At 48.5% G+C, this 19304-nt stretch carries 18 protein-coding genes; 2 read left to right on the top strand and 16 right to left on the bottom strand.

Going from position 1 to position 19304, the window contains the following annotated elements; translation table 11 throughout:
- The 7 genes from Q9R23_RS01360 to Q9R23_RS01330 form a co-directional block, all read right to left on the bottom strand.
- Positions 1-984, bottom strand: coding sequence for an alpha-ketoacid dehydrogenase subunit beta (locus Q9R23_RS01360; RefSeq protein WP_035409067.1), 984 nt, complete (start codon positions 982-984; stop codon positions 1-3).
- Entirely contained in the window at positions 981-1994 is a 1014-nt protein-coding gene (locus Q9R23_RS01355) for a thiamine pyrophosphate-dependent dehydrogenase E1 component subunit alpha (RefSeq protein WP_311246278.1), read from the bottom strand. The genes Q9R23_RS01360 and Q9R23_RS01355 overlap by 4 nt, the downstream gene beginning before the upstream one ends.
- A gap of 13 nt (positions 1995-2007) precedes the next feature.
- Positions 2008-3429, bottom strand: a complete 1422-nt coding sequence (gene lpdA / locus Q9R23_RS01350) for a dihydrolipoyl dehydrogenase (protein ID WP_311246277.1) — start codon at positions 3427-3429, stop codon at positions 2008-2010.
- Positions 3399-4502 carry a butyrate kinase gene (gene buk, locus Q9R23_RS01345; protein WP_311246276.1) on the bottom strand — a complete coding sequence of 368 codons (1104 nt, stop codon included), beginning with the start codon at positions 4500-4502 and terminating at the stop codon, positions 3399-3401. Before buk ends, lpdA begins: the two co-directional genes overlap by 31 nt.
- Positions 4503-4518: 16 nt before the next feature.
- Positions 4519-5643 (bottom strand): Leu/Phe/Val dehydrogenase, encoded by a 1125-nt coding sequence (locus Q9R23_RS01340; protein ID WP_023467593.1) that lies wholly within the window; start codon positions 5641-5643, stop codon positions 4519-4521.
- Between the two features lie 13 nt (positions 5644-5656).
- A complete protein-coding gene (yqiS, locus tag Q9R23_RS01335; RefSeq protein WP_311246275.1) occupies positions 5657-6577 on the bottom strand; it encodes a phosphate butyryltransferase in 921 nt (306 codons plus the stop codon).
- A gap of 145 nt (positions 6578-6722) precedes the next feature.
- On the bottom strand, positions 6723-8378 hold the full coding sequence (locus Q9R23_RS01330; protein WP_035409079.1) for a sigma-54-dependent Fis family transcriptional regulator: 1656 nt from the start codon (positions 8376-8378) through the stop codon (positions 6723-6725).
- A gap of 122 nt (positions 8379-8500) precedes the next feature.
- On the opposite strand from Q9R23_RS01330, the gene Q9R23_RS01325 reads away from it, so the two are divergent.
- Both Q9R23_RS01325 and Q9R23_RS01320 read left to right on the top strand, forming a co-directional pair.
- The gene (locus tag Q9R23_RS01325; RefSeq protein WP_023467590.1) at positions 8501-8755 is read left to right on the top strand and encodes a DUF2627 family protein; all 255 of its coding nucleotides are present in this window, start codon (positions 8501-8503) and stop codon (positions 8753-8755) included.
- 675 nt (positions 8756-9430) lie between these two features.
- Entirely contained in the window at positions 9431-10015 is a 585-nt protein-coding gene (locus Q9R23_RS01320) for a dihydrofolate reductase family protein (protein ID WP_290773347.1), read from the top strand.
- 156 nt (positions 10016-10171) lie between these two features.
- Here Q9R23_RS01320 and spo0A read toward each other — a convergent pair whose 3' ends face one another.
- The 9 genes from spo0A to folD form a co-directional block, all read right to left on the bottom strand.
- A complete protein-coding gene (gene spo0A, locus Q9R23_RS01315) occupies positions 10172-10894 on the bottom strand; it encodes a sporulation transcription factor Spo0A (RefSeq protein ID WP_035409083.1) in 723 nt (240 codons plus the stop codon).
- A 3-nt stretch (positions 10895-10897) separates the two neighbouring features.
- The gene (gene recN, locus Q9R23_RS01310) at positions 10898-12604 is read right to left on the bottom strand and encodes a DNA repair protein RecN (RefSeq protein ID WP_035409085.1); all 1707 of its coding nucleotides are present in this window, start codon (positions 12602-12604) and stop codon (positions 10898-10900) included.
- Between the two features lie 12 nt (positions 12605-12616).
- Entirely contained in the window at positions 12617-13066 is a 450-nt protein-coding gene (gene ahrC / locus Q9R23_RS01305; protein ID WP_214855085.1) for a transcriptional regulator AhrC/ArgR, read from the bottom strand.
- A gap of 154 nt (positions 13067-13220) precedes the next feature.
- A complete protein-coding gene (locus Q9R23_RS01300; protein WP_311246274.1) occupies positions 13221-14027 on the bottom strand; it encodes a TlyA family RNA methyltransferase in 807 nt (268 codons plus the stop codon).
- A 6-nt stretch (positions 14028-14033) separates the two neighbouring features.
- Positions 14034-15920, bottom strand: a complete 1887-nt coding sequence (dxs, locus tag Q9R23_RS01295) for a 1-deoxy-D-xylulose-5-phosphate synthase (RefSeq protein ID WP_056060225.1) — start codon at positions 15918-15920, stop codon at positions 14034-14036.
- A 118-nt stretch (positions 15921-16038) separates the two neighbouring features.
- The gene (locus tag Q9R23_RS01290; RefSeq protein ID WP_214855080.1) at positions 16039-16908 is read right to left on the bottom strand and encodes a polyprenyl synthetase family protein; all 870 of its coding nucleotides are present in this window, start codon (positions 16906-16908) and stop codon (positions 16039-16041) included.
- A complete protein-coding gene (gene xseB / locus Q9R23_RS01285; RefSeq protein ID WP_023467583.1) occupies positions 16905-17126 on the bottom strand; it encodes an exodeoxyribonuclease VII small subunit in 222 nt (73 codons plus the stop codon). The genes Q9R23_RS01290 and xseB overlap by 4 nt, the downstream gene beginning before the upstream one ends.
- Before the next feature lie 2 nt (positions 17127-17128).
- The gene (gene xseA / locus Q9R23_RS01280; protein WP_311246273.1) at positions 17129-18451 is read right to left on the bottom strand and encodes an exodeoxyribonuclease VII large subunit; all 1323 of its coding nucleotides are present in this window, start codon (positions 18449-18451) and stop codon (positions 17129-17131) included.
- Positions 18448-19281 (bottom strand): bifunctional methylenetetrahydrofolate dehydrogenase/methenyltetrahydrofolate cyclohydrolase FolD, encoded by an 834-nt coding sequence (gene folD / locus Q9R23_RS01275; protein WP_081780391.1) that lies wholly within the window; start codon positions 19279-19281, stop codon positions 18448-18450. Before folD ends, xseA begins: the two co-directional genes overlap by 4 nt.
- Positions 19282-19304 lie beyond the last annotated feature (23 nt).

Below are 19304 nucleotides of genomic sequence, written 5' to 3'. Positions count from 1 at the left end.
TTAGTATGCGTGTAACGTCCGGATTTTATCTTCAATTTTCTCACTTGAGATGTTGAAGAACTTCTCCATCGTCGGAGCGTATGGCATCGCTGGTACGTCTGGACCACAGAGTCGTTCGATTGGTGCATCAAGATCGAACAAGGCTTCTTCTGCAATGATCGCCGATACTTCACTCATGACGCTACCTTCTTTATTATCTTCCGTGACGAGCAAGACTTTCCCCGTCTTTTTCGCTGCTTCGACGACTGCTTCGCGGTCGATTGGATAAACAGTACGCAAGTCAAGGATGTGAACATCGATTCCGTCTTTTTCAAGACGTATTGCCGCCTCGAGTGCCATATGGACACACAGTCCGTAGGTAATAATCGTCACGTCTTCGCCCTCACGCTTAACGTCTGCTTTACCGATTTCAACCGTATAATCGCCTTCAGGGACATCTCCCTTCAATAGACGATAGCCCCGTTTATGCTCGAAGAACAAGACCGGGTCATTCGAACGAATCGCTGCCTTTAGCAATCCTTTCGCATCGTATGGATTAGACGGGATGACGATCTTCAGACCTGGCGTCGAGTTGAACATCGCCTCGACAGATTGGGAATGATAGAGCGCCCCGTGAATACCACCACCGAACGGTGCGCGGATGACGATCGGACACGTCCAGTCATTGTTCGAACGGTATCGAATCTTTGCTGCTTCACTGACGATTTGGTTGACCGCTGGCATGATGAAATCAGCGAATTGCATTTCAGCAATTGGACGCATACCGTACATCGCAGCTCCGATTCCGACACCAGCAATCGCACTCTCAGCGAGTGGTGCATCGATGACACGTTCTTCTCCGAATTGTTCAAGCAACCCTTGTGTCGCCCGGAAAACACCACCACGGACACCGACATCTTCGCCGAGGATGAAGACGGACTCGTCGCGCTCCATCTCTTCTTTGATTGCACTATTGATCGCTTCGATTAAACTTAACGTCGTCATTTCGTTTCCTCCTCGTCGTACACGTAACGTAATGCATTTTCTGGTGCATCGTAAGCCGCTGCTTCAGCATACGCCGTTGCTTCATCGACTTCTTTCTCCATCGCTTGTTCGATTTCAGTCGCTGTTTCTTCCGTCAAGACACCCATTTCAATCAGACGCGCACGGAAGAGTTTGATTCCGTCACGTGCTTTTAAGGCATCGAGTTCTTCAGCAGAACGGTATGATTTATCGTCATCATCGGATGAGTGTGGCACGAGACGTTCGACTTCAACTTCGATTAAGGTTGGACCTTCTCCCCGTAATCCACGTTCGCGTGCTTCTTTGACGACTTTGAAGACAGCAAGTGGATCGATGCCGTCCACCGTATAACCAGGCATTCCGTAGCCGATCGCCCGGTCAGCGACGTGTTTCGCTGACAGCTGTTTCGAGAGAGGTGTCGAAATCGCGTATTTATTGTTTTCACAGAACAAGATGACAGGAAGCTTATGAATTCCGGCGAAGTTTGCTCCTTCATGGAAATCACCTTGGTTTGAAGAACCTTCACCGAACGAGACGTAAGCAACGAGTGGCTCTTTACGCATCTTCGCAGCCAGTGCGATTCCAACAGCATGTGGGACTTGCGTCGTAACCGGACTTGAACCTGTCACGATGTTCAAGGCACGTGAACCGTAGTGTCCTGGCATTTGGCGACCACCTGAGTTCGGATCTTCTGCTTTGGCGAATGCCGATAGCATGATATCGCGTGACGTTTGACCGAAGTGCAAGACGACACCTAAATCACGGTAATACGGCAAAATGTAATCTGTTCCTTTTTCGAGTGCGAACGCTGCACCGACTTGAGCCGCTTCTTGTCCTTGACACGAGACGAGGAAGGGAATTTTACCTGCTCGGTTCAACTTCCACATCCGTTCATCGATCTTCCGCGCACGGACCATCGTTTCGAACATCTGAATCGCGTCCTGTTCCGTTAATCCGAGTTCTACTAATTCTTTGAATTCTATCTTTTCCATCCGTAATTCCTCCTTAGGCGTGAACCGCGAGTCCGTCGACTGCAAGTGCTGCTTCTCCGAATGCTTCTGACAAGGCCGGGTGCGGATGCACGAGCTGTCCGACTTCCCATGCCGTTGCATTGAGTACGAGCGCTAATCCACCTTCACTGATCAGTTCCGTTGCTTTTGGTCCGACGATGTGAACGCCGACGAGATCATCTGTCTTCGCATCGGAGACGAGCTTGATGAAGCCTGCTGCTTCTCCTTCAATCCGCGCTTTCCCTAATCCATTGAACGAGAAACTTCCTACCTTGACGTCCATTCCGGTACGTTTTGCTTCGTCTTCCGTCAAACCGACCGATGCCGCTTCCGGTACGCTGTAGATACAACGTGGTACGAACGCATATTCAAGTGGTGCCGTCGTTCCGTTTACGATCGCCTCGACTGCTTTGACGCCTTCTGCTGACGCGACGTGCGCGAGTTGCAAGCGACCGATGACATCGCCGATCGCATAGATATGTTGATCCTTCGTCCGGAAATGGTCATCGACTTGGATGAAGCCATTTTCGACGACGATATTCGTGTTTTCAATCCCGATGCCTTCGACGTTCGCCATTCGACCGATGGCGACAAGCAACTTATCCGCTTCAAGCGTCGTTTGTTCTCCGTTACGGTCGATCGCGATCGAGACACCGTCTTCTGACATCCGGAACGTGTCACTTTGTGCAGCTGCGCTCGTATGAATCTTGACGCCTCGCTTTTTCAATTGACGAGCGACTTCCCGACTGACTGCCGCATCTTCCGTCGGTAAAATCCGGTCGCTGAATTCGACGACCGTTACTGCGACGTCAAAATCCGTCAACATCGATGCCCATTCGACACCGATGACGCCGCCACCGATGATGACGATTGATTTTGGCAAATCTGCCATATCGAGCGCATCATCCGAACTGAGGACATACTCTGAATCAAAAGCAAGTCCGTTCAATGGACGTGGACGTGACCCTGTCGCGACGATCAATTGACGCGGAAGGATCAACTCGCCTTCGCCTTCTTCCGGCTCGACGCTGATCGTTCCGGGCATCGGTGAAAAGATACTTGGTCCAAGAATCGAACCCCGACCATGAAAGACTTCAATCTTTCCTTTTTTCATCAGGTGCTGAATGCCTGCCTCTAATCCATCTACGATCTCTTGTTTCCGTTGTTTGACCTGTTCGAACCGTAAAAACGATTCCGGTACGTCCACGCCATATGTAGCAGCGTGTTTGACCGTCTGATAGACTGCTGCTGATTTCAAAAAGGCTTTAGAGGGGATGCAGCCACGATGTAAGCATGTCCCGCCTAATTTTCCTTGTTCTACGATTGCTACCGACTTCCCGGCTTGTGCTGCACGGATCGCGGCGACATATCCACCGGGTCCGCCACCTAGGACAACGACGTCGAATTCTCTAGCCATGTTGGTTCGCCTCCATATTCCTTAACTTCCTCTTCCCCACGTAAGACACGCAACACTCCTTCTGCGAGCGCCTGCAACTCATCTTCACCAGGACTACGCACGACTTGACCAAGGTGGGAGACGCGTTCTTCGATCACACGCGTCAACCGATCACTATAAGCAAGTCCGCCTGTTAGAATGATCGCGTCGATCTGACCGAACAAGACAGCACTTTGACCAGCGATTTCTTTCGCGATCCGGTACGCCATCGCGTCATATAACAATGCCGCTTTTTCATCGCCTTCTTCAATCCGGCGCTCGATCTCAACCGCGTCAAACGTACCTAAGTGCGCAACAAGTCCGCCTGATCCAACGACCAGACGCTTCATCTCTTCAAGTTTATACTTGGTACTATAACATAGTTCTACTAGTTGACCAACAGGTAGCGACCCGCTTCGTTCTGGCGAAAACGGTCCTTCTCCATCGAGGCCATTGTTGACATCGATGACACGCCCCTCATGGTGTACGCCGACTGTAATGCCGCCACCCATGTGTGCAATGATCAGGCGCAGTTTCTCATAGGGACGTCCGATTTCCTTCGCGTACCGTTTCGCAACAGCTTTTTGATTCAAGGCATGGAAAATACTTTTTCGTTCAAGTTCAGGTAAGCCTGTAATCCGCGCAATCGGTTCTAGTTCGTCAACGACGACCGGATCAACGATGAATGATGGGATGTCGAGTGTCCGAGCGATCTCATCCGCAATGAGTCCACCGAGGTTCGATGCATGAACGCCAAAAATACCGCTGAGTAAGTCTTCTCGCATTTCTCTATTGACCGCATACGTACCGCTGACAAGCGGTCGGAGTAACCCACCACGCCCAACGACTGCAGTAAGCGCTTTCAAATCAATCTGCTCTTCAGCTAACACTTCGAGTACTACGTGACGACGCATCTCCAGCTGCGCTGGAAGCGGTCCTCTGACCGCTTCCGCTGGATGGCGTAACGTCTTCGTGAACACCGGGTTCGCTCCTTCGAAGATACCGATCTTCGTCGAAGTCGAACCGGGATTGATCGTCAAAATACGTTCGCTCATGGATATCCTCCTCTGATCAGCCGCGTGATCCTAGAATGTTTTTATCACGACGTAAGAATTGGCTGCGGGCACTACGCATCGTTGCGATACGCTCTTCTGCCATTTTCTCAGCAGCACGATATGTCGGTAAATGATCGCGTTTTGCGATTTCGAATACTTTCGTGACCGCATCGTAGACGAGTTCGACTTTTTTCATGGCACGATCACGGTTGTATCCGTCGAGTTCATCGGCAACGTTGATGACACCACCCGCATTGATGACGAAGTCTGGTACGTATAAGATATCGCGTTCTTCGAGCATGTCACCGTGACGGTCTTCTTTAAGTTGGTTATTTGCCGCACCAGCGATGATTTTGACTTTCAATTGTGGAATTGTCTCGTCGTTTAATGTCGCACCGAGGGCACATGGCGCAAAGATGTCCGCTTCGACGCTATAAATGTCTTCTGGTGCGACGATCAAGGCACCGAATGCTTCTTCTGCACGTTGCAGTGCTTCTTGGTTGATATCCGTGACGATCAGTTTCGCCCCTTCTTCATGCAAATGACGGCATAGATTGAAGGCTACGTTACCGACACCTTGGATCGCAATCGTTTTTCCACCAAGTGAATCTGTTCCGTACACTTCTTTTGCCGCTGCTTTCATACCACGGTAGACACCGTATGCCGTAACTGGTGATGGGTTACCACTTGATCCGAATGCTGGGCTGACACCAGTGACGAAGTCCGTCTCCATATGGATGTAATCCATGTCTGCAACCGTCGTATTGACATCTTCTGCTGTAATATAACGACCGTTCAGTGACTGGACGTAACGTCCGAATGCTCGGAAAAGTGCTTCTGATTTTTGTGTCTTCGCATCGCCGATGATGACAGCTTTGCCACCACCAAGGTTCAAACCAGCGGCTGCATTCTTATACGTCATCCCTTTTGATAAACGAAGCGCATCAATCAATGCCTCTTCATCTGATGCATAATTCCACATACGAAGGCCACCGAGTGCCGGTCCGAGTGTCGTGTCATGAATCGCGATGATTGCTTTTAATCCAGATACTTTATCGTGGCAAAAAACAACTTGTTCATAATCTTCCATCTCCATTGTTTCAAAGATACTGAAGCGTGATTCTACATTTGTTTCGACCATTTTAAGTTCCTCCTCAGATTGTTTGTTTTACTTTTTTCGTCTGTTGAGCATTTAATAGCGCAAAGGCTAGTGAGTACATTTTTGCTTCTGCTGTATCGGCGCGGCTTGTCAATACAACTGGAGCCCGCGCTCCGACGAGAATCGCCGCCACCGAGGCATGTGCGAAATACATGAGCGATTTGTAGATGACGTTCCCAACTTCGATTTGCGGAACGACGAGTAAATCCGCCTGCCCTGCTACGTCTCCCGTCAAGCCTTTTTGCTGGGCAGCGGCGAGATTCACGGCATTGTCGAGCGCAAGTGGTCCGTCTACAAGGCAATCCTTGATTTGACCACGTCGGTTCATTTGCGTCAGTAGGGCAGCGTCTATCGTTGCCTGCATCGTCGGATTGACGACTTCGACGGCTGCTAAGACTGCGACTTTCGGTAATCCGTATCCAAGCGCTCGTAAGGCGGAGACACCGTTTTCGATAATTTTTACCTTATCTTCGAGTGACGGTTGGATATGAATCGCTGCATCGGTCAATCCGATCGCTGATTCACGCCCTGGCACTTCGAACAACGCGACATGCGACAGGACATTTCCAGAACGCAGACCTGTTTCTTTGTTCAAGACAGCTTTCATGAACATCGCTGTCGGAACAAGACCTTTCATCAAGACACTCGCATCCCCTTTGCGAACGGCATGAGCGGCACGCTCTGCCGCTTCTTGAGATGTAGAGGTGTGGGTGATCACGAACTGCGACTCTCGTAATGTCCGTTTTTGAATCATCTGCTGAATCCGTGTCGCATCCCCGAACAAATGAAAACGCGCTAAATCGTTTTCAATTGCTAATGCGACAGCATCCATCACTTCTTCGTCATCCGCAGCTGCAATCGCAACGACGGAATCTTCGAGTCGAGCTGCTTGCTCGACCATTTCACTGAATCTCACTGTATTCCCCCCCTTACCTGTCATACATAAATAGTAATAGCAATTTTCGTGCCAATTCAAAAGAGACGGTAGGATAAGCAAGAACGTCTTTAATTTTGCACGCTTTTGCATTTTTTGCAATATATTGCACGCAAAAATTTGCACTTCATGAATAAATGTTAAATCGTTCCACTTTGTAATAAAGTGCCCGGAGAGAAATCCCAAGTTGTTTTGCGGCTTCTGTTTTGTTGCCATTAAAAGCAGTAAGCGCTTCCCGGATCAATCGTTCTTCGACGTGAGACATCTCGTCGGATAAATGTTTGATTTCCTTTTTCTGTCTCGTCGTGACTTTTGTTGTTTGTGGCACGACAAGTTGAAGATGTCCTTTTCGTAAGACCGTTTCTGTTTTATCCGTAAAAATCAATGCGCGACCGATGACATTTTCAAGCTCGCGGACGTTTCCTTTCCACGGTTGCTTCTTCATTGCTTCGAGTACATCATCCGAGATCCGTCCGACCGATCGTCCATAACTTTGATTCAATTTGCGGAGTAGGTGTAAGGTTAACGGTGCGATATCATCCGGTCTCTCACGTAGTGCCGGTATGTGAATCGGTAAACGATTAATCCGGTAATAAAGATCTTCTCGGAACTCATTCATGATGATTTTTTGTTCGAGATTGGCATTCGTCGCCGCGATGATGCGGACATCAACCGGAATCGCCTTCGTGCCACCGACACGGACGACTTCATTTTCCTGTAGCACCCGTAACAGTTTGGCTTGGACGTCGAGTGGCAATTCGCCGATCTCATCTAAGAATAGCGAACCTCCGTGTGCTTCTTCGAAATATCCCCGTTTCCCGCCGCGCCGCGCTCCTGAGAACGCGCCTTCCTCGTACCCGAATAGTTCACTTTCGAGTAACGTCGGTGCAATCGCTGCACAGTTGACGCGGACGAATTGTTCATATTTGCGTTCGCTCGCTGCATGTATCGCATGTGCGAACAGTTCTTTACCGGTTCCGGATTCACCGCGAATCAAGACGTTGACTGGCATCGTTGCCGCAAGCTTCGCTTGATCGACGACGAAGCGCATTGCTTCACTCTCGGCGATGATATCATCGAATGTATATTTAGCTTCGAGTGTCCGGATTTTTTGTCGCGCTGCCTTTAATTCTTTTGCTAGAGCCTTCATTTCCGAAATATCTCGAATGACCCCAACGGAACCGCGGACTTGTCCATCGACGATGACAGGTGCTGCGTTGACGATGATATCGCGTTGATCTTGTCCGATCTTCATACGAACATCTCGCACGTTCTCGCCTGTGTTCAAGACTTTCAAATGAACGGATTCCTGCATCCCGATATCGGCGCTAGCCGGTTTTCCGACGACATCTCGTTCTGTGAAACCGGTCATTCGCGTATACGCCGGATTAATCAGCATCGTCTGTCCGTCTTGATCGGCGACGGAAATCGCTTCGCTCGTACAATGAATGATTGCTTCGAGCATTTTCTCTTTTTCAGTCAGACGCTCAAGTAACACTCTGACGAATTCACCCGGTAAGACCGCCGCTCCCGGAAAATCATGGATTAATTGTTCGAGTACGCCACTTTCTCCCGTAGCGTCAATGATGAAATCGACGTCTGCTCCTTCGAATGCTGACCAGTTCGTTTCGATCCGAATGTCCGCGCGCCGTGCAAGCGCTACCCCAGGCGCCTCCATGTTTGGATCAACAAGACCGATGACCGTTAATAGTGGTGAACGTTGAAATGCGTGCAAGACCTCTGTTCCCCCTTGACCTGCTCCGACGACGAGTAGATGATGCATATAAATTCCCCCTTTGAAACTGCTTACATTTCTATCCTACTCGGAATAAAAAAGGGAAGCAAACCCGATTCGCAGAACGGTCGATTTTTTGATACAATACGCTTGGAAAGGAGTGGCGTCCTATGCGTATCATTGGTTTGCTCTCATTATTAATCCCCGGCATCATCGGCGCGATTGGTATTAAGCTCATGCGCGACAGTGTCTTTCTAATTGCGCAAGTGCCGTTTAAATACTTAGGCGATGCGGCTTACGTATATGTATTGCAAGGTCTCGTTGGGTTGATTCTTGCGATGGGTGGTATTGGATTTGTCGCAGGATATGTCTTTTATCGCGATCGAAAACGTGGAAAAGTCTCCGACCGCTATCAAAAAAAATAAACACAGAAAAAGGTCCCCATCTCTTGAACTCATTTCAAGCGCGGGACCTTTTACTCGTATAAAATTGGTTTCACTTACGGATGAACTCCTCTCATAGTTAGAACTATTCGTGTACTCCAAAACCTTAGGTGTTCCTCTTAATGAAGAGGTGGAAAGAAATCAGATCTGGCTATCGAGCTAACGATAGAATGGTATTTCAGTTCCATCATCTGACTGTACTCGGGACCTAGGTGGAGCGTAATGTCATCCGCTTGAAGCAGTCAAACATTCGGTTGCTAACAATCACTGCTAGACAACACTCCTTTTCACGAACTGTACTTTTCATTTTAGACGATCCGTTACCTTCCACTTTTCCCTAGCTTCGAAATCATGGAAGCTCCCATTCATTCGAGATTTCCCATCTAGAATGAACAAGATACCTTGGTACGACTTCTACCAAGAGAATGTCGTCCGGCATTCTTGAGCCATTTACAGTTGGCGTTCTGAGATGATATTCATCAACGGGATTTCCGGAGTCCTCGCCGACTCGACGTTCATCTGACGTCTTGCCAAATCATTTGGTACCTTTATTATAACAAACATTTCAGTTTATGCAATATTTATTTGAAAACGCTTTTATTTTTTTTGACCTCTACCGTATGCTGTAGAAAGAGTGCATTCGAAAGGAGATCTTGTATGCGAAAAGTCATCGTATTCGAACATCTATCTTTAGATGGTGTCGTTCAAGCACCGAGTGGAAAGGAGGAGGATGTAAGCAACGATTTCGAACATGGTGGCTGGACCGTTCCTTTTCAACATCCTGAGATCGGTCAAGTCATTCGCGGATGGATGCATGAGGACTGCTCTCTGTTGCTCGGTCGTGCGACTTACGAACAATGGGCAAGTTATTGGCCACTCCACTCAGATGTCTGGCCGATTGCCGATCATGCCATGAAGTATGTCGCCACGCGTCATGCACTACCTGTCCTTTGGCAGCCGACAACTTGTTTGAAGCATCCGACTTCTGAACTAAAGCTTTTGAAACAACAGGATGGCCCACCGTTTCATATCTGGGGCAGTAGTGAACTCGTTCATACACTTTATCAAGCGGATTTGATCGATGAGCTTCGCTTGATCCATTATCCTGTCATCATCGGTTCCGGTAAGCGTCTCTTTCCCGATCAAAGAATGGTTCCCCTCACTTGGAACGTCATGGAACAACACACGTTTGATAACGGAGTGTCAATCATTCGCTATGAACGAAATAAGAATCAAATATAAACCGTTATCGTTTAGATTCTGCCTTTTACCAGAAAGAAAGAGGAAAGAAGCGTAGCGATTCGAGATGGACAAAAAAAGTGCAATCTTTCTCGTCAAGAGAAAAACTGCACTTTATCTTCAGTCTGGCGCCTTTTATGAATTAGACGGTATATGGCTTCAACCGGATTGTTCTTGATTCATATGACTCGATACATACGAGATGAATTCCGAGTTCTTTGGACTCTTCTCTTGTTCGATCCGACCGTTAAACAACTCGTGTTGCTGCATTCCTTCGTTCCAGGCGGACTTGATGGCATGACGCATCGCTCGTTCGACGCGAGAAGCTGTTGTTTGATGTTTTTTCGCAATCGTCGGATAGAGTTCCTTTGTGATCAATCCGAGTAGATCTTCCCGTTCAAGCACCATTAAGACAGCGTCTTTTAAATACGTAAACCCTTTGATATGCGGAGCGATCCCCACTTCTCGAAGCGTCGAGCCGACTTTTAGATCAATCGTTTCGATCGCCGGAGCTTGTCCTTGATTCGTCACGAGACGAATTTTTTGAACGAGCTGATCCATGCTGAACGGTTTAAGTAAGAAGTATGATGCTCCAAGGGTGACCGCCTGTTGTGAGACCTCGTCCTTACCGAAAGCACTCAACATGATGACAGCAGGATTCTTCTTTTTCTTCATCAATTCTTCGAGCACACCAAGCCCATCTAAATGAGGCATGATGATGTCGAGGAGCAATACATCCACCTCATGTTCTTTCATGCGTTCGAGACAACTCTCGCCATTGTAGGCGACGCAAACGACTTCCATGTCTTCTTGCGCAGAGATATGCTGGCGAATCAGTTCGACCATTTCGCGATTATCATCTGCTATCCCGACTTTAATCAATCCTTACACCCCATTTTTAAGCGATTCTTTCATCGTCTTCGCCTGATCCATCAATTCCTCGGCATGCCGTAATGTCAAATCTGTCATATGGGCACCGGAAATCATCCGTCCAAGTTCGTTCCCTCGATCTGCTTGAGACAAGACGTTGACTTGAGTCGTCGTACGATCCGTCTCCTCAATCTTTCGAATATAGAGGTGTTGATCCGCCATCGAAGCGACTTGTGGTAAGTGCGTAATACAAAGCACTTGTCCGTCTACCGACAAACGATAGATTTTTTCTGCCATCGCTTGTGCAACACGACCCGAAACACCCGTATCGACTTCATCGAATATGATTGAGGCGACTCCGACCGAGCGCGAGAAGATCGACTTCAGTCCAAGCATGATACGAGATAATTCCCCGCCCGATGCAACTTTTCCGAGCGACTTGAATGGCTCTCCCGCATTCGTCATGATGAAGAATTCCACATGGTCGATCCCGTTCTTGCGTAGCATCGGTGTCTTTCCGTCTTGAAGAAAACGAATTTCAAACCGCGCCTTCTCCATGTAAAGCTCACGCAACTCCAAATGAATCGCTTCACTTAATTGAACTGCCGCTTTGCGACGCTGTTGTGAGAGTCGACCACCAATTTCAAACAATTCGCTTTCAAGCTGTTCGACTTCGGTTTTTAAGCGTTCAATTCGTTCATCTCGATTTGTCATCGTATCAAGTTCAATCCGAATTTTCTCACCGTAAGCGATGACTTCCTCAATCGTCGCTCCGTATTTTCGTTTCAGCTGTTGGAAGACGGACAAACGTTGTTCGATCTCATCGAGTCGATTGGAATCGAACTCAAGTGTTTCGAGTTGATCTCGAATGGCGTAACCGACTTCTTCTAGTCCATAAAAGGCGCTTGCGATCGCGTCACTTTGCTGAGAAAACTGTTCGTCGATGCTTGATGCTTGTTGTAGTTCACGCATCGCGTCTCCAACGGAATCGATGCCGCGCATCTCATCGTGTAAGGCGTCATAGGCTGTCTTCAACGACGCATATAACTTCTCGAAGTTCGCAAGACGATTTCGCTCGACGAGTAACTCATCTTCCTCATGTGCTCGAAGTTTTGCGCCCTCGATCTCTTCGGTCTGAAACGATAACAAATCAATCCGTTGGGCGAGTTCTTGCTCGCTTTGTGCGAGCGATTGTAGCGCTGTCCGTTTTTCTTCATACGTTTGATAACCGGACTGATAGGCTTGAAGGAGTGGCGCGATCGCCTCTTGCGCGAAGTCATCGAGAATCGCTTGATGGTACGTACTGTCCATTAAATGCTGATGTTCATGTTGCCCGTGCATATCGACGAGGACACGTCCGAACTCACGTAAAATCGTCAGTGTGACCAGCTTATTGTTGACGCGACAGACACTTTTTCCTGTCGCGAAAAGATCACGTCGCAAGATGATCAATCCGTCTTCGATATCGATGCCATACTCTTCTGCAAGATCATAGACGAGATGATCGTCTTCAATCAGAAACAATCCTTCTAGTTCCGCCCGATCTTCCCCGTATCGAACGAATTCCGCGGATCCACGTCCACCAATTAATAATCCGATCGCATCGAGAACGATCGATTTACCGGCACCTGTTTCCCCAGTCAAGACGGTCATTCCTTTTTTAAAGTCGATCTGTAGCTCGTCAATGATCGCAAATTGTTTGATCGATAATTCAGCTAGCATCCTGTCAACTCCTTACAGCATTTCTAAAATTCGTTCCGTCACTTCTTTCGCTTGTTCCTCACTTCGTGCAATCAATAGGATCGTATCGTCCCCACACACCGTTCCAAGCAGTTCGCTCCAGCTCAAATGATCTAGTAAGACAGCGACTGCATTCGCATTTCCCGGCAGGACATGCATGACGATCAGATTTTGCGCAGAATCAATCGAGATGAAGCTATCTCCGAGCAGACGCCGCAATTTCCCGAGTGGGTTGAAGCGTTGGTCGGCGGGTAAGCTATATTTATAACGTCCATCATTCAACGGGACCTTCACGAGATGGAGTTCCTTGATATCTCGTGATACCGTTGCCTGTGTCACCTTATATCCTGCATTCCGTAATTCCTCTACCAATTCATCCTGGGTTTCTACTTCTGATTGGGTGATGATCTCCCGAATCTTAATCAACCGTTGCCCCTTTGTCATTCCTGCACCTCACAGTATTCTTCGATGTTACTATTGTAATCCAATAAATCATCAAAAGTCCACGTTTCCCATTTTATTATCCGGTTTTCATCTTGTCACACAACAAGGAAGACGGACCCATGAACCGGATCCGTCTTCCTTATCATCTGTTCGTTTAAAGACTAGCATGCGCTAGCTTGACCGTCTCCGCCGCATGAACGGACGGATCAAGCCCTGGTTGACCAAGGCGTGCATGCAACAAGAACTCAATGTTGCCCTCTCCACCGGTAATCGGAGAATAGTCGAGCTGCTTGACATAGAACCCTTGTTGAATGAAGAATTCGATCATCTCATCGAGAACTCGGACATGAATCCGCTCGTCACGCACGATGCCTTTTTTACCGATATCCTCACGACCTGCTTCGAATTGCGGTTTGACGAGCGCCATGACGTCTCCTCCTTCAACGAGGATCATCTTCAATGGCGGAAGCATCAAACGTAATGAAATGAACGAGACATCGATCGTCGCAAACTGCGGCGCGACAGGGAACATGTCTGGTGTCGCATGCCGGAAGTTCGTTTTTTCCATCACCGTCACGCGGTCATCCGAGCGAAGCTTCCAGTCCAGCTGATTGGAACCGACATCAAGTGCATACATATGTGCTGCTCCATTTTGTAAGGAGCAGTCGGTAAAACCACCTGTCGACGATCCGATATCAAGACCTGTTTTACCCGAGACATCAAAATCGAATACTTGAAGTGCCTTTTCCATCTTAAAGCCACCACGCCCCACATAAGGCATCAACTGACCTTTTACGTGCAAATCGATATCGGACTTAACCTTTTCACCGGCCTTCTCCAATCGTTCCGTGCCACTAAAGACGAGTCCAGCCATGATCGACCGTTTCGCTTTTTCACGCGTTTCAAACAAACCGCGCTCGACGAGAAGAACGTCGAGGCGGATTTTCTTTACATTTTCCATGAATCTTCACACACTCTGTTTCTTTCCTTGATTGACGAAAGCGCGTACTTCTTCTGCGATTTGTCCAGGTAATAGTCCAATTTCTTCCAGTAACTCATTCACACCGCCGTGCTCGATATACCAATCCGGAATACCGAAGCGTTTGACGCGTGGGAATGCTTCCTGCTCGTTCGCATGCTCAAGGACAGCTGATCCGAATCCACCTTTTAGGACGGCTTCTTCCAGTGTCACAAGCGGAATTCCCTCTGCGTAAAGAGCGTTCAGCATCTTCTCATCAAGCGGTTTGATCGTCCGGGCATTGATGACACGAACTGATAATTCGCCTGCTAAGAGATCCGCGATTTTGAGCGCGTCTTGCACTTGTGGTCCGAATGCAAGGATGGCGACATCTGTTCCTTCACGTTCAACTTCCCACGTATCGAGCGAAATTTCATGCAATGTCTCATCCATTGGTACACCAAGTCCTTCGCCACGCGGGAAACGAACGGCGATTGGTCCTTCGTATTTAACAGCTGAATAGAGCAAGTGCTGTAGTTCATTCTCATCCTTTGCCATGACGATTCGAATATTCGGCACGTGGCGCATGAAAGCAATATCGAAGACCCCTTGGTGTGTCTCTCCATCTGCTCCAACAAGACCTGATCGGTCAATCGTAAACGTTACGTCCAGATTTTGACGCGCCACGTCATGCACGAGTTGATCGTATGCGCGCTGGAAGAACGTCGAGTAGATTGATACAACGGGTTTCATGCCTTGCGTCGCTTGACCAGCTGCGAACGTAACAGCATGTTGTTCCGCGATCCCAACGTCAAACATCCGCTCTGGGAATTCTTTTTCAAAACAATCAAGTTTTGAGCCAACACTCATCGCTGGTGTGATCAACGTCAGCTTTTCATCGTCGCGTGCCATCTTCGTCAAGGTATCCGCTACCGTAAAGGAATAACTTGGTGCTTTTGATTTTCCTTTAATGACTTCGCCGGACTCCATCTTGTATGGTCCAAGACCGTGCCATGTACCGACCCCGTCAAACTCTGCCGGACGATAACCTTTCCCTTTTTTCGTGATGACATGAAGCAGGACAGGTCCTTCTTCTTTTTTCACGTAATTGAGCTGTTCGATCAAATCATTAAGATCGTGTCCATCGACCGGACCGTAATAGTTGAAACCAAGTTCTTCAAAGAACATCCCAGGAACGAGCGCTCCCTTGACGGCTTCTTTCAATTTCTCGCTTCCTTTTTCCAAACGTCCGCCAATGACCGGAATCTTTTTGATCAATGCTTCAAGCTCGTCTTGCGCAAAACGTACTTTTCGAGATGAACGAATCCGTCCTAGCATTTGATGCATCGCACCGACGTTTGGTGCAATCGACATCTCGTTATCATTTAAGATGACGATGACGTTTTGTTGCTCTGCTCCGATGTGATTCAATGCTTCGAGGGCCATACCGCCTGTTAATGCCCCGTCACCGATGATCGCGACTGCCCGGTCATCCTTACCGCTCAATTCGTTTGAAACAGCAATCCCCATTGCTGCTGACAAGGACGTCGAGCTATGCCCTGTCTCCCAGACGTCATGCACGCTTTCATTGCGTTTCGGAAATCCACAAAGTCCTTTATGCTGACGGAGCGTATCAAACTGGCTCGCGCGTCCTGTGAGAATCTTGTGCACGTAGGCTTGGTGTCCGACGTCCCAGACGAACTTGTCATTTGGACTGTCGAATTCACGATGCAGTGCAAGCGTTAACTCGACGACTCCAAGATTCGGTGCCAAGTGCCCACCTGTCGTCGCTAATTCTTCAATCAAAAAGCGCCGAATATCGCCTGCGAAAACTTCGAGTTCGGAGACCGACATACGCTTTAAAAATGACGGATCCTGTATTTCTGTCAATTTCATACCTTACCGCCTCTTTTCCTTACAATCTTATAGGGTTTGTACCCTACATTGTACTAGAACAATCTATCGAGCGCCATTGTCAGCATAGAAAAAGACGACGCACGATGCATCGTCCTGCTTAATGGTCACGCTTGACCACGAAGTCTAGCAGTTCCTTAAGTGTCGTCGCTTCGACCGATAGTGCTTCAATCGCCTGTTCTGCTGCTTCTACCTGAGCTGTCAGTGCACGTTTCGCACCTTCAAGACCGAGGAGTTTCGGATAAGTCGCTTTTTCATTTTCTTCATCGCTACCAACCGGCTTGCCGATTTTTTCAGCATCTCCTGTCACGTCTAAGATGTCATCTTGAATTTGAAAAGCAATGCCGAGATGGCGACCATATTGATGCAGGTGCTCAAGATCTCTCGGACTAACTGCGGCGAGCAACCCGCCTGCTTCGACCGCAAAGACGAGAAGTGCTCCTGTTTTTCGACGATGAATCGATTCTAGCTCCGCTACATCATTTATGCCACCACGCTCACCGAGCATATCATCGAGTTGTCCACCGACCATACCAGAAGCTCCTGCCGCCGCCGCTAATCGTTCGACGAGCGCAAGCTTCACTTCTGGCGAAGCTGGTGTCTCGAGGAGGCAGCTGAATGCGTTCGTGAGCAATGCGTCCCCTGCTAAAATCGCTGTTGCTTCATCAAAAGCGATATGATTCGTCGGACGACCTCTACGGAGATCATCATCGTCCATTGCCGGAAGGTCATCATGAATCAGCGAATATGTATGAATCATCTCAAGTGCCGCAGCAGTAGCATCTCCTTTTGAGCGGTCGATTGAGAAGGCATCGAGTACTGCATAAATCAAGGCCGGACGAATCCGTTTCCCACCGGCATCAAGTGAATACCGCATGGAGTCACGTAAACGGTCGGGTGCATCGAGTCGCTCCATGAACTCTGCCATTTTGTTTTCGACTTGTGTCTTCCATTCATGCAAGGCAATCATTGTGCTCCTCCTTTTTCCCGCAGCGTACCATCTTGCTCCAGGATCTGATCGAGTTTTTTCTCAGCAACGGATAACTTTCCTTGGCAAAGAGCTGTCAGTTTGACGCCCTCTTCATAAAGAGCCATCGCTTGTTCTAGCGGAGCTTCGCCCTCTTCGAGTAACGTGACGATCTCTTCTAGTCGTTCTAGTGCTTCTTCAAAAGATTGTTCCGTCTCCATCCTTACTCCCCATCCTCTCGTTTGGCACGAATCGTTCCATCATGGAATCGGATATCGAACGAAGACGCTGTTAATGCCTTCGCGGAACGAACAATTTGTCCATCCTGTTCGACATACGTATAGCCGCGCATCAGGACATGCGTCGGACTGACGGAGTCGAGTCGCGCGAGCACATGACGCACTTGTTGTTGTTTCGATTGCAAAAGCCGACGCACGATTTCGAGTCGACGACGCGACTGTTCAATCGTTGCTCGTTGTTGTACGAATCGATCACGTACTGGTATTCGCATTAAGCGTGTGTGAAGACGCTCCACCTGCTGTCGGTTTTGGGTCACGATATACTGCATCTCTTTTTGGAGCAACATTTCCGTCCGGTCCAGTTGTTCCTGCTTTAGTCCGAGTAAAACACGTGGCGATTTAAGACCGTAACTCGCAGCTAGACGTGTCACTTGCTCCTGTTTACTCTTAAGGAGTTGTGTATACGTTCGTTCCAAACGTCGCTCTACATCCTGGACACGACGGACGAGTGCCTCTGCTTCCGGAGTGACAAGTTCTGCCGCCGCTGTTGGTGTAGCAGCACGAACGTCGGCGACGAAATCACTGATCGTAAAATCAGTCTCATGTCCGACAGCAGAGACGATTGGGATACGTGATTCAAACACGGCTGTCACGACAGACATTTCATTGAATGCCCACAGCTCTTCGATCGAACCGCCACCACGACCAATGATCAACACATCACAGGCAGCATGCTCGTTCATCAGTTGAATAGCACGACTGATTTGGGGTGCCGCGTCTGCTCCTTGTACAAGAACTGGCGCGAAGACGATAGCTGCTTGCGGATAACGACGCCGGAGTGTCGTTGCGATGTCGTGAAGCGCCGCTCCTTTTGGCGATGTGATGATCCCGATCCGCTCCGGAAAAGCAGGCAACGGTTGTTTGATCGCAGGATCAAACCAGCCACGTTCCTCAAGATCTATTTTCAGGCGAGAAAACGCCTCGTATAATGCGCCCACACCATCTTCCGTCATCCGTTCGACATAGAGTTGCATTTCTCCAGAAGAGACGTAGACGGATAAGCGTGCTGTGACGACGACACGCATGCCGTCACGTATGTCTGTCTTGACCCGACTCGCATCCCGAGCAAACATGACGGCTTTCATCCGTGACTGTTCGTCCTTCAACGTAAAATAAAGGTGACCGGAAGAGTGTCGTTTAAAGTTTGACACTTCTCCCACCACCTGGACTTGTTGTAGAAGGGCGTCGCCTTCTAATTCACGTTTGACATAGTGGACTAAATCGGAAACGTGAAGAGGTTCACTCATTGCGCGGCCTCGATCGTGTTATGCAGTAACATCGTGATTGTCATTGGACCAACGCCACCCGGAACAGGTGTAATCATCGACGCAACATCTTGTACCGTATCAAAATCAACATCACCGACGAGTTTACCATCGACACGGTTGACACCGACGTCAATGACGACAGCATCCGGTTTCACCATATCTGCAGTAATCAGCTTCGGTACACCGACTGCGACGATCAAGATATCCGCTTGGCGTGTCATCGCACCGAGGTCTGCAGTTTTTGAATGACAGTATGAAACGGTAGCCGATTCATTCAAGAACAACATACCGACGGGTTTTCCGACGATTTGACTCCGTCCGACGACAACGACGTGCTGACCCGCGATCGGTACATTCATCTCTTTTACGAGATGGAGAATACCGTTTGGTGTACATGGTAAAAATGTCGGTTCACCAATCATCATCTTCCCGACAGAGACAGGATGGAAGCCATCGACGTCCTTTTCAGGAGAAATCGCAAAAATGACCTTGCTCTCATCAATATGGTCTGGCAACGGCAATTGAACGAGAATCCCGTGGACACTCGCATCTACGTTCAGGCGTTCAATCAAATGAAGGAGTTCTGATTCCGTTGTTTCTGCCGGAAGTCGGATCAACTCTGAATCCATTCCGATTTCCTTTGCTGCCTTCTCTTTTCCGCGTACATAAGATTGACTAGCTGGATCTTCACCAATCAAGATGACAGTCAATTGCGGTTGAATCCGCTGTTCTTTCAGACGTGCGACTTCTTCTTTCAGCTTCATACGATATGAATGGGCTACCTGTTTTCCATCGATTACTACTGCCATGATTTGTCCACTCCCCCAAAAAG

Origin of the sequence: Exiguobacterium sp. BRG2 (assembly GCF_031844245.1) — a bacterium.
In the GTDB taxonomy this organism is placed as follows: domain Bacteria; phylum Bacillota; class Bacilli; order Exiguobacteriales; family Exiguobacteriaceae; genus Exiguobacterium_A.
The sequence above is the reverse complement of the archived record's forward strand: the minus strand, read 5'-3'. Positions and strand labels throughout refer to the sequence as shown.

Excerpts from the sequence above, each read along its gene's own strand:
- xseA (WP_311246273.1), bottom strand. The coding sequence starts at position 18,451 with ATGAGTGAACCTCTTCACGTTTCCGATTTAGTCCACTATGTCAAACGT.
- folD (WP_081780391.1), bottom strand. The coding sequence starts at position 19,281 with ATGGCAGTAGTAATCGATGGAAAACAGGTAGCCCATTCATATCGTATG.
- Q9R23_RS01330 (WP_035409079.1), bottom strand. The coding sequence starts at position 8,378 with ATGCATCATCTACTCGTCGTCGGAGCAGGTCAAGGGGGAACAGAGGTC.
- Q9R23_RS01300 (WP_311246274.1), bottom strand. The coding sequence starts at position 14,027 with ATGGAAAATGTAAAGAAAATCCGCCTCGACGTTCTTCTCGTCGAGCGC.
- recN (WP_035409085.1), bottom strand. The coding sequence starts at position 12,604 with ATGCTAGCTGAATTATCGATCAAACAATTTGCGATCATTGACGAGCTA.
- xseB (WP_023467583.1), bottom strand. The coding sequence starts at position 17,126 with ATGGAGACGGAACAATCTTTTGAAGAAGCACTAGAACGACTAGAAGAG.
- Q9R23_RS01320 (WP_290773347.1), top strand. The coding sequence starts at position 9,431 with ATGCGAAAAGTCATCGTATTCGAACATCTATCTTTAGATGGTGTCGTT.
- Q9R23_RS01340 (WP_023467593.1), bottom strand. The coding sequence starts at position 5,643 with ATGGTCGAAACAAATGTAGAATCACGCTTCAGTATCTTTGAAACAATG.
- Q9R23_RS01355 (WP_311246278.1), bottom strand. The coding sequence starts at position 1,994 with ATGGAAAAGATAGAATTCAAAGAATTAGTAGAACTCGGATTAACGGAA.
- lpdA (WP_311246277.1), bottom strand. The coding sequence starts at position 3,429 with ATGGCTAGAGAATTCGACGTCGTTGTCCTAGGTGGCGGACCCGGTGGA.
- dxs (WP_056060225.1), bottom strand. The coding sequence starts at position 15,920 with ATGAAATTGACAGAAATACAGGATCCGTCATTTTTAAAGCGTATGTCG.
- Q9R23_RS01360 (WP_035409067.1), bottom strand. The coding sequence starts at position 984 with ATGACGACGTTAAGTTTAATCGAAGCGATCAATAGTGCAATCAAAGAA.
- ahrC (WP_214855085.1), bottom strand. The coding sequence starts at position 13,066 with ATGACAAAGGGGCAACGGTTGATTAAGATTCGGGAGATCATCACCCAA.
- Q9R23_RS01325 (WP_023467590.1), top strand. The coding sequence starts at position 8,501 with ATGCGTATCATTGGTTTGCTCTCATTATTAATCCCCGGCATCATCGGC.
- buk (WP_311246276.1), bottom strand. The coding sequence starts at position 4,502 with ATGAGCGAACGTATTTTGACGATCAATCCCGGTTCGACTTCGACGAAG.
- Q9R23_RS01290 (WP_214855080.1), bottom strand. The coding sequence starts at position 16,908 with ATGATTGCCTTGCATGAATGGAAGACACAAGTCGAAAACAAAATGGCA.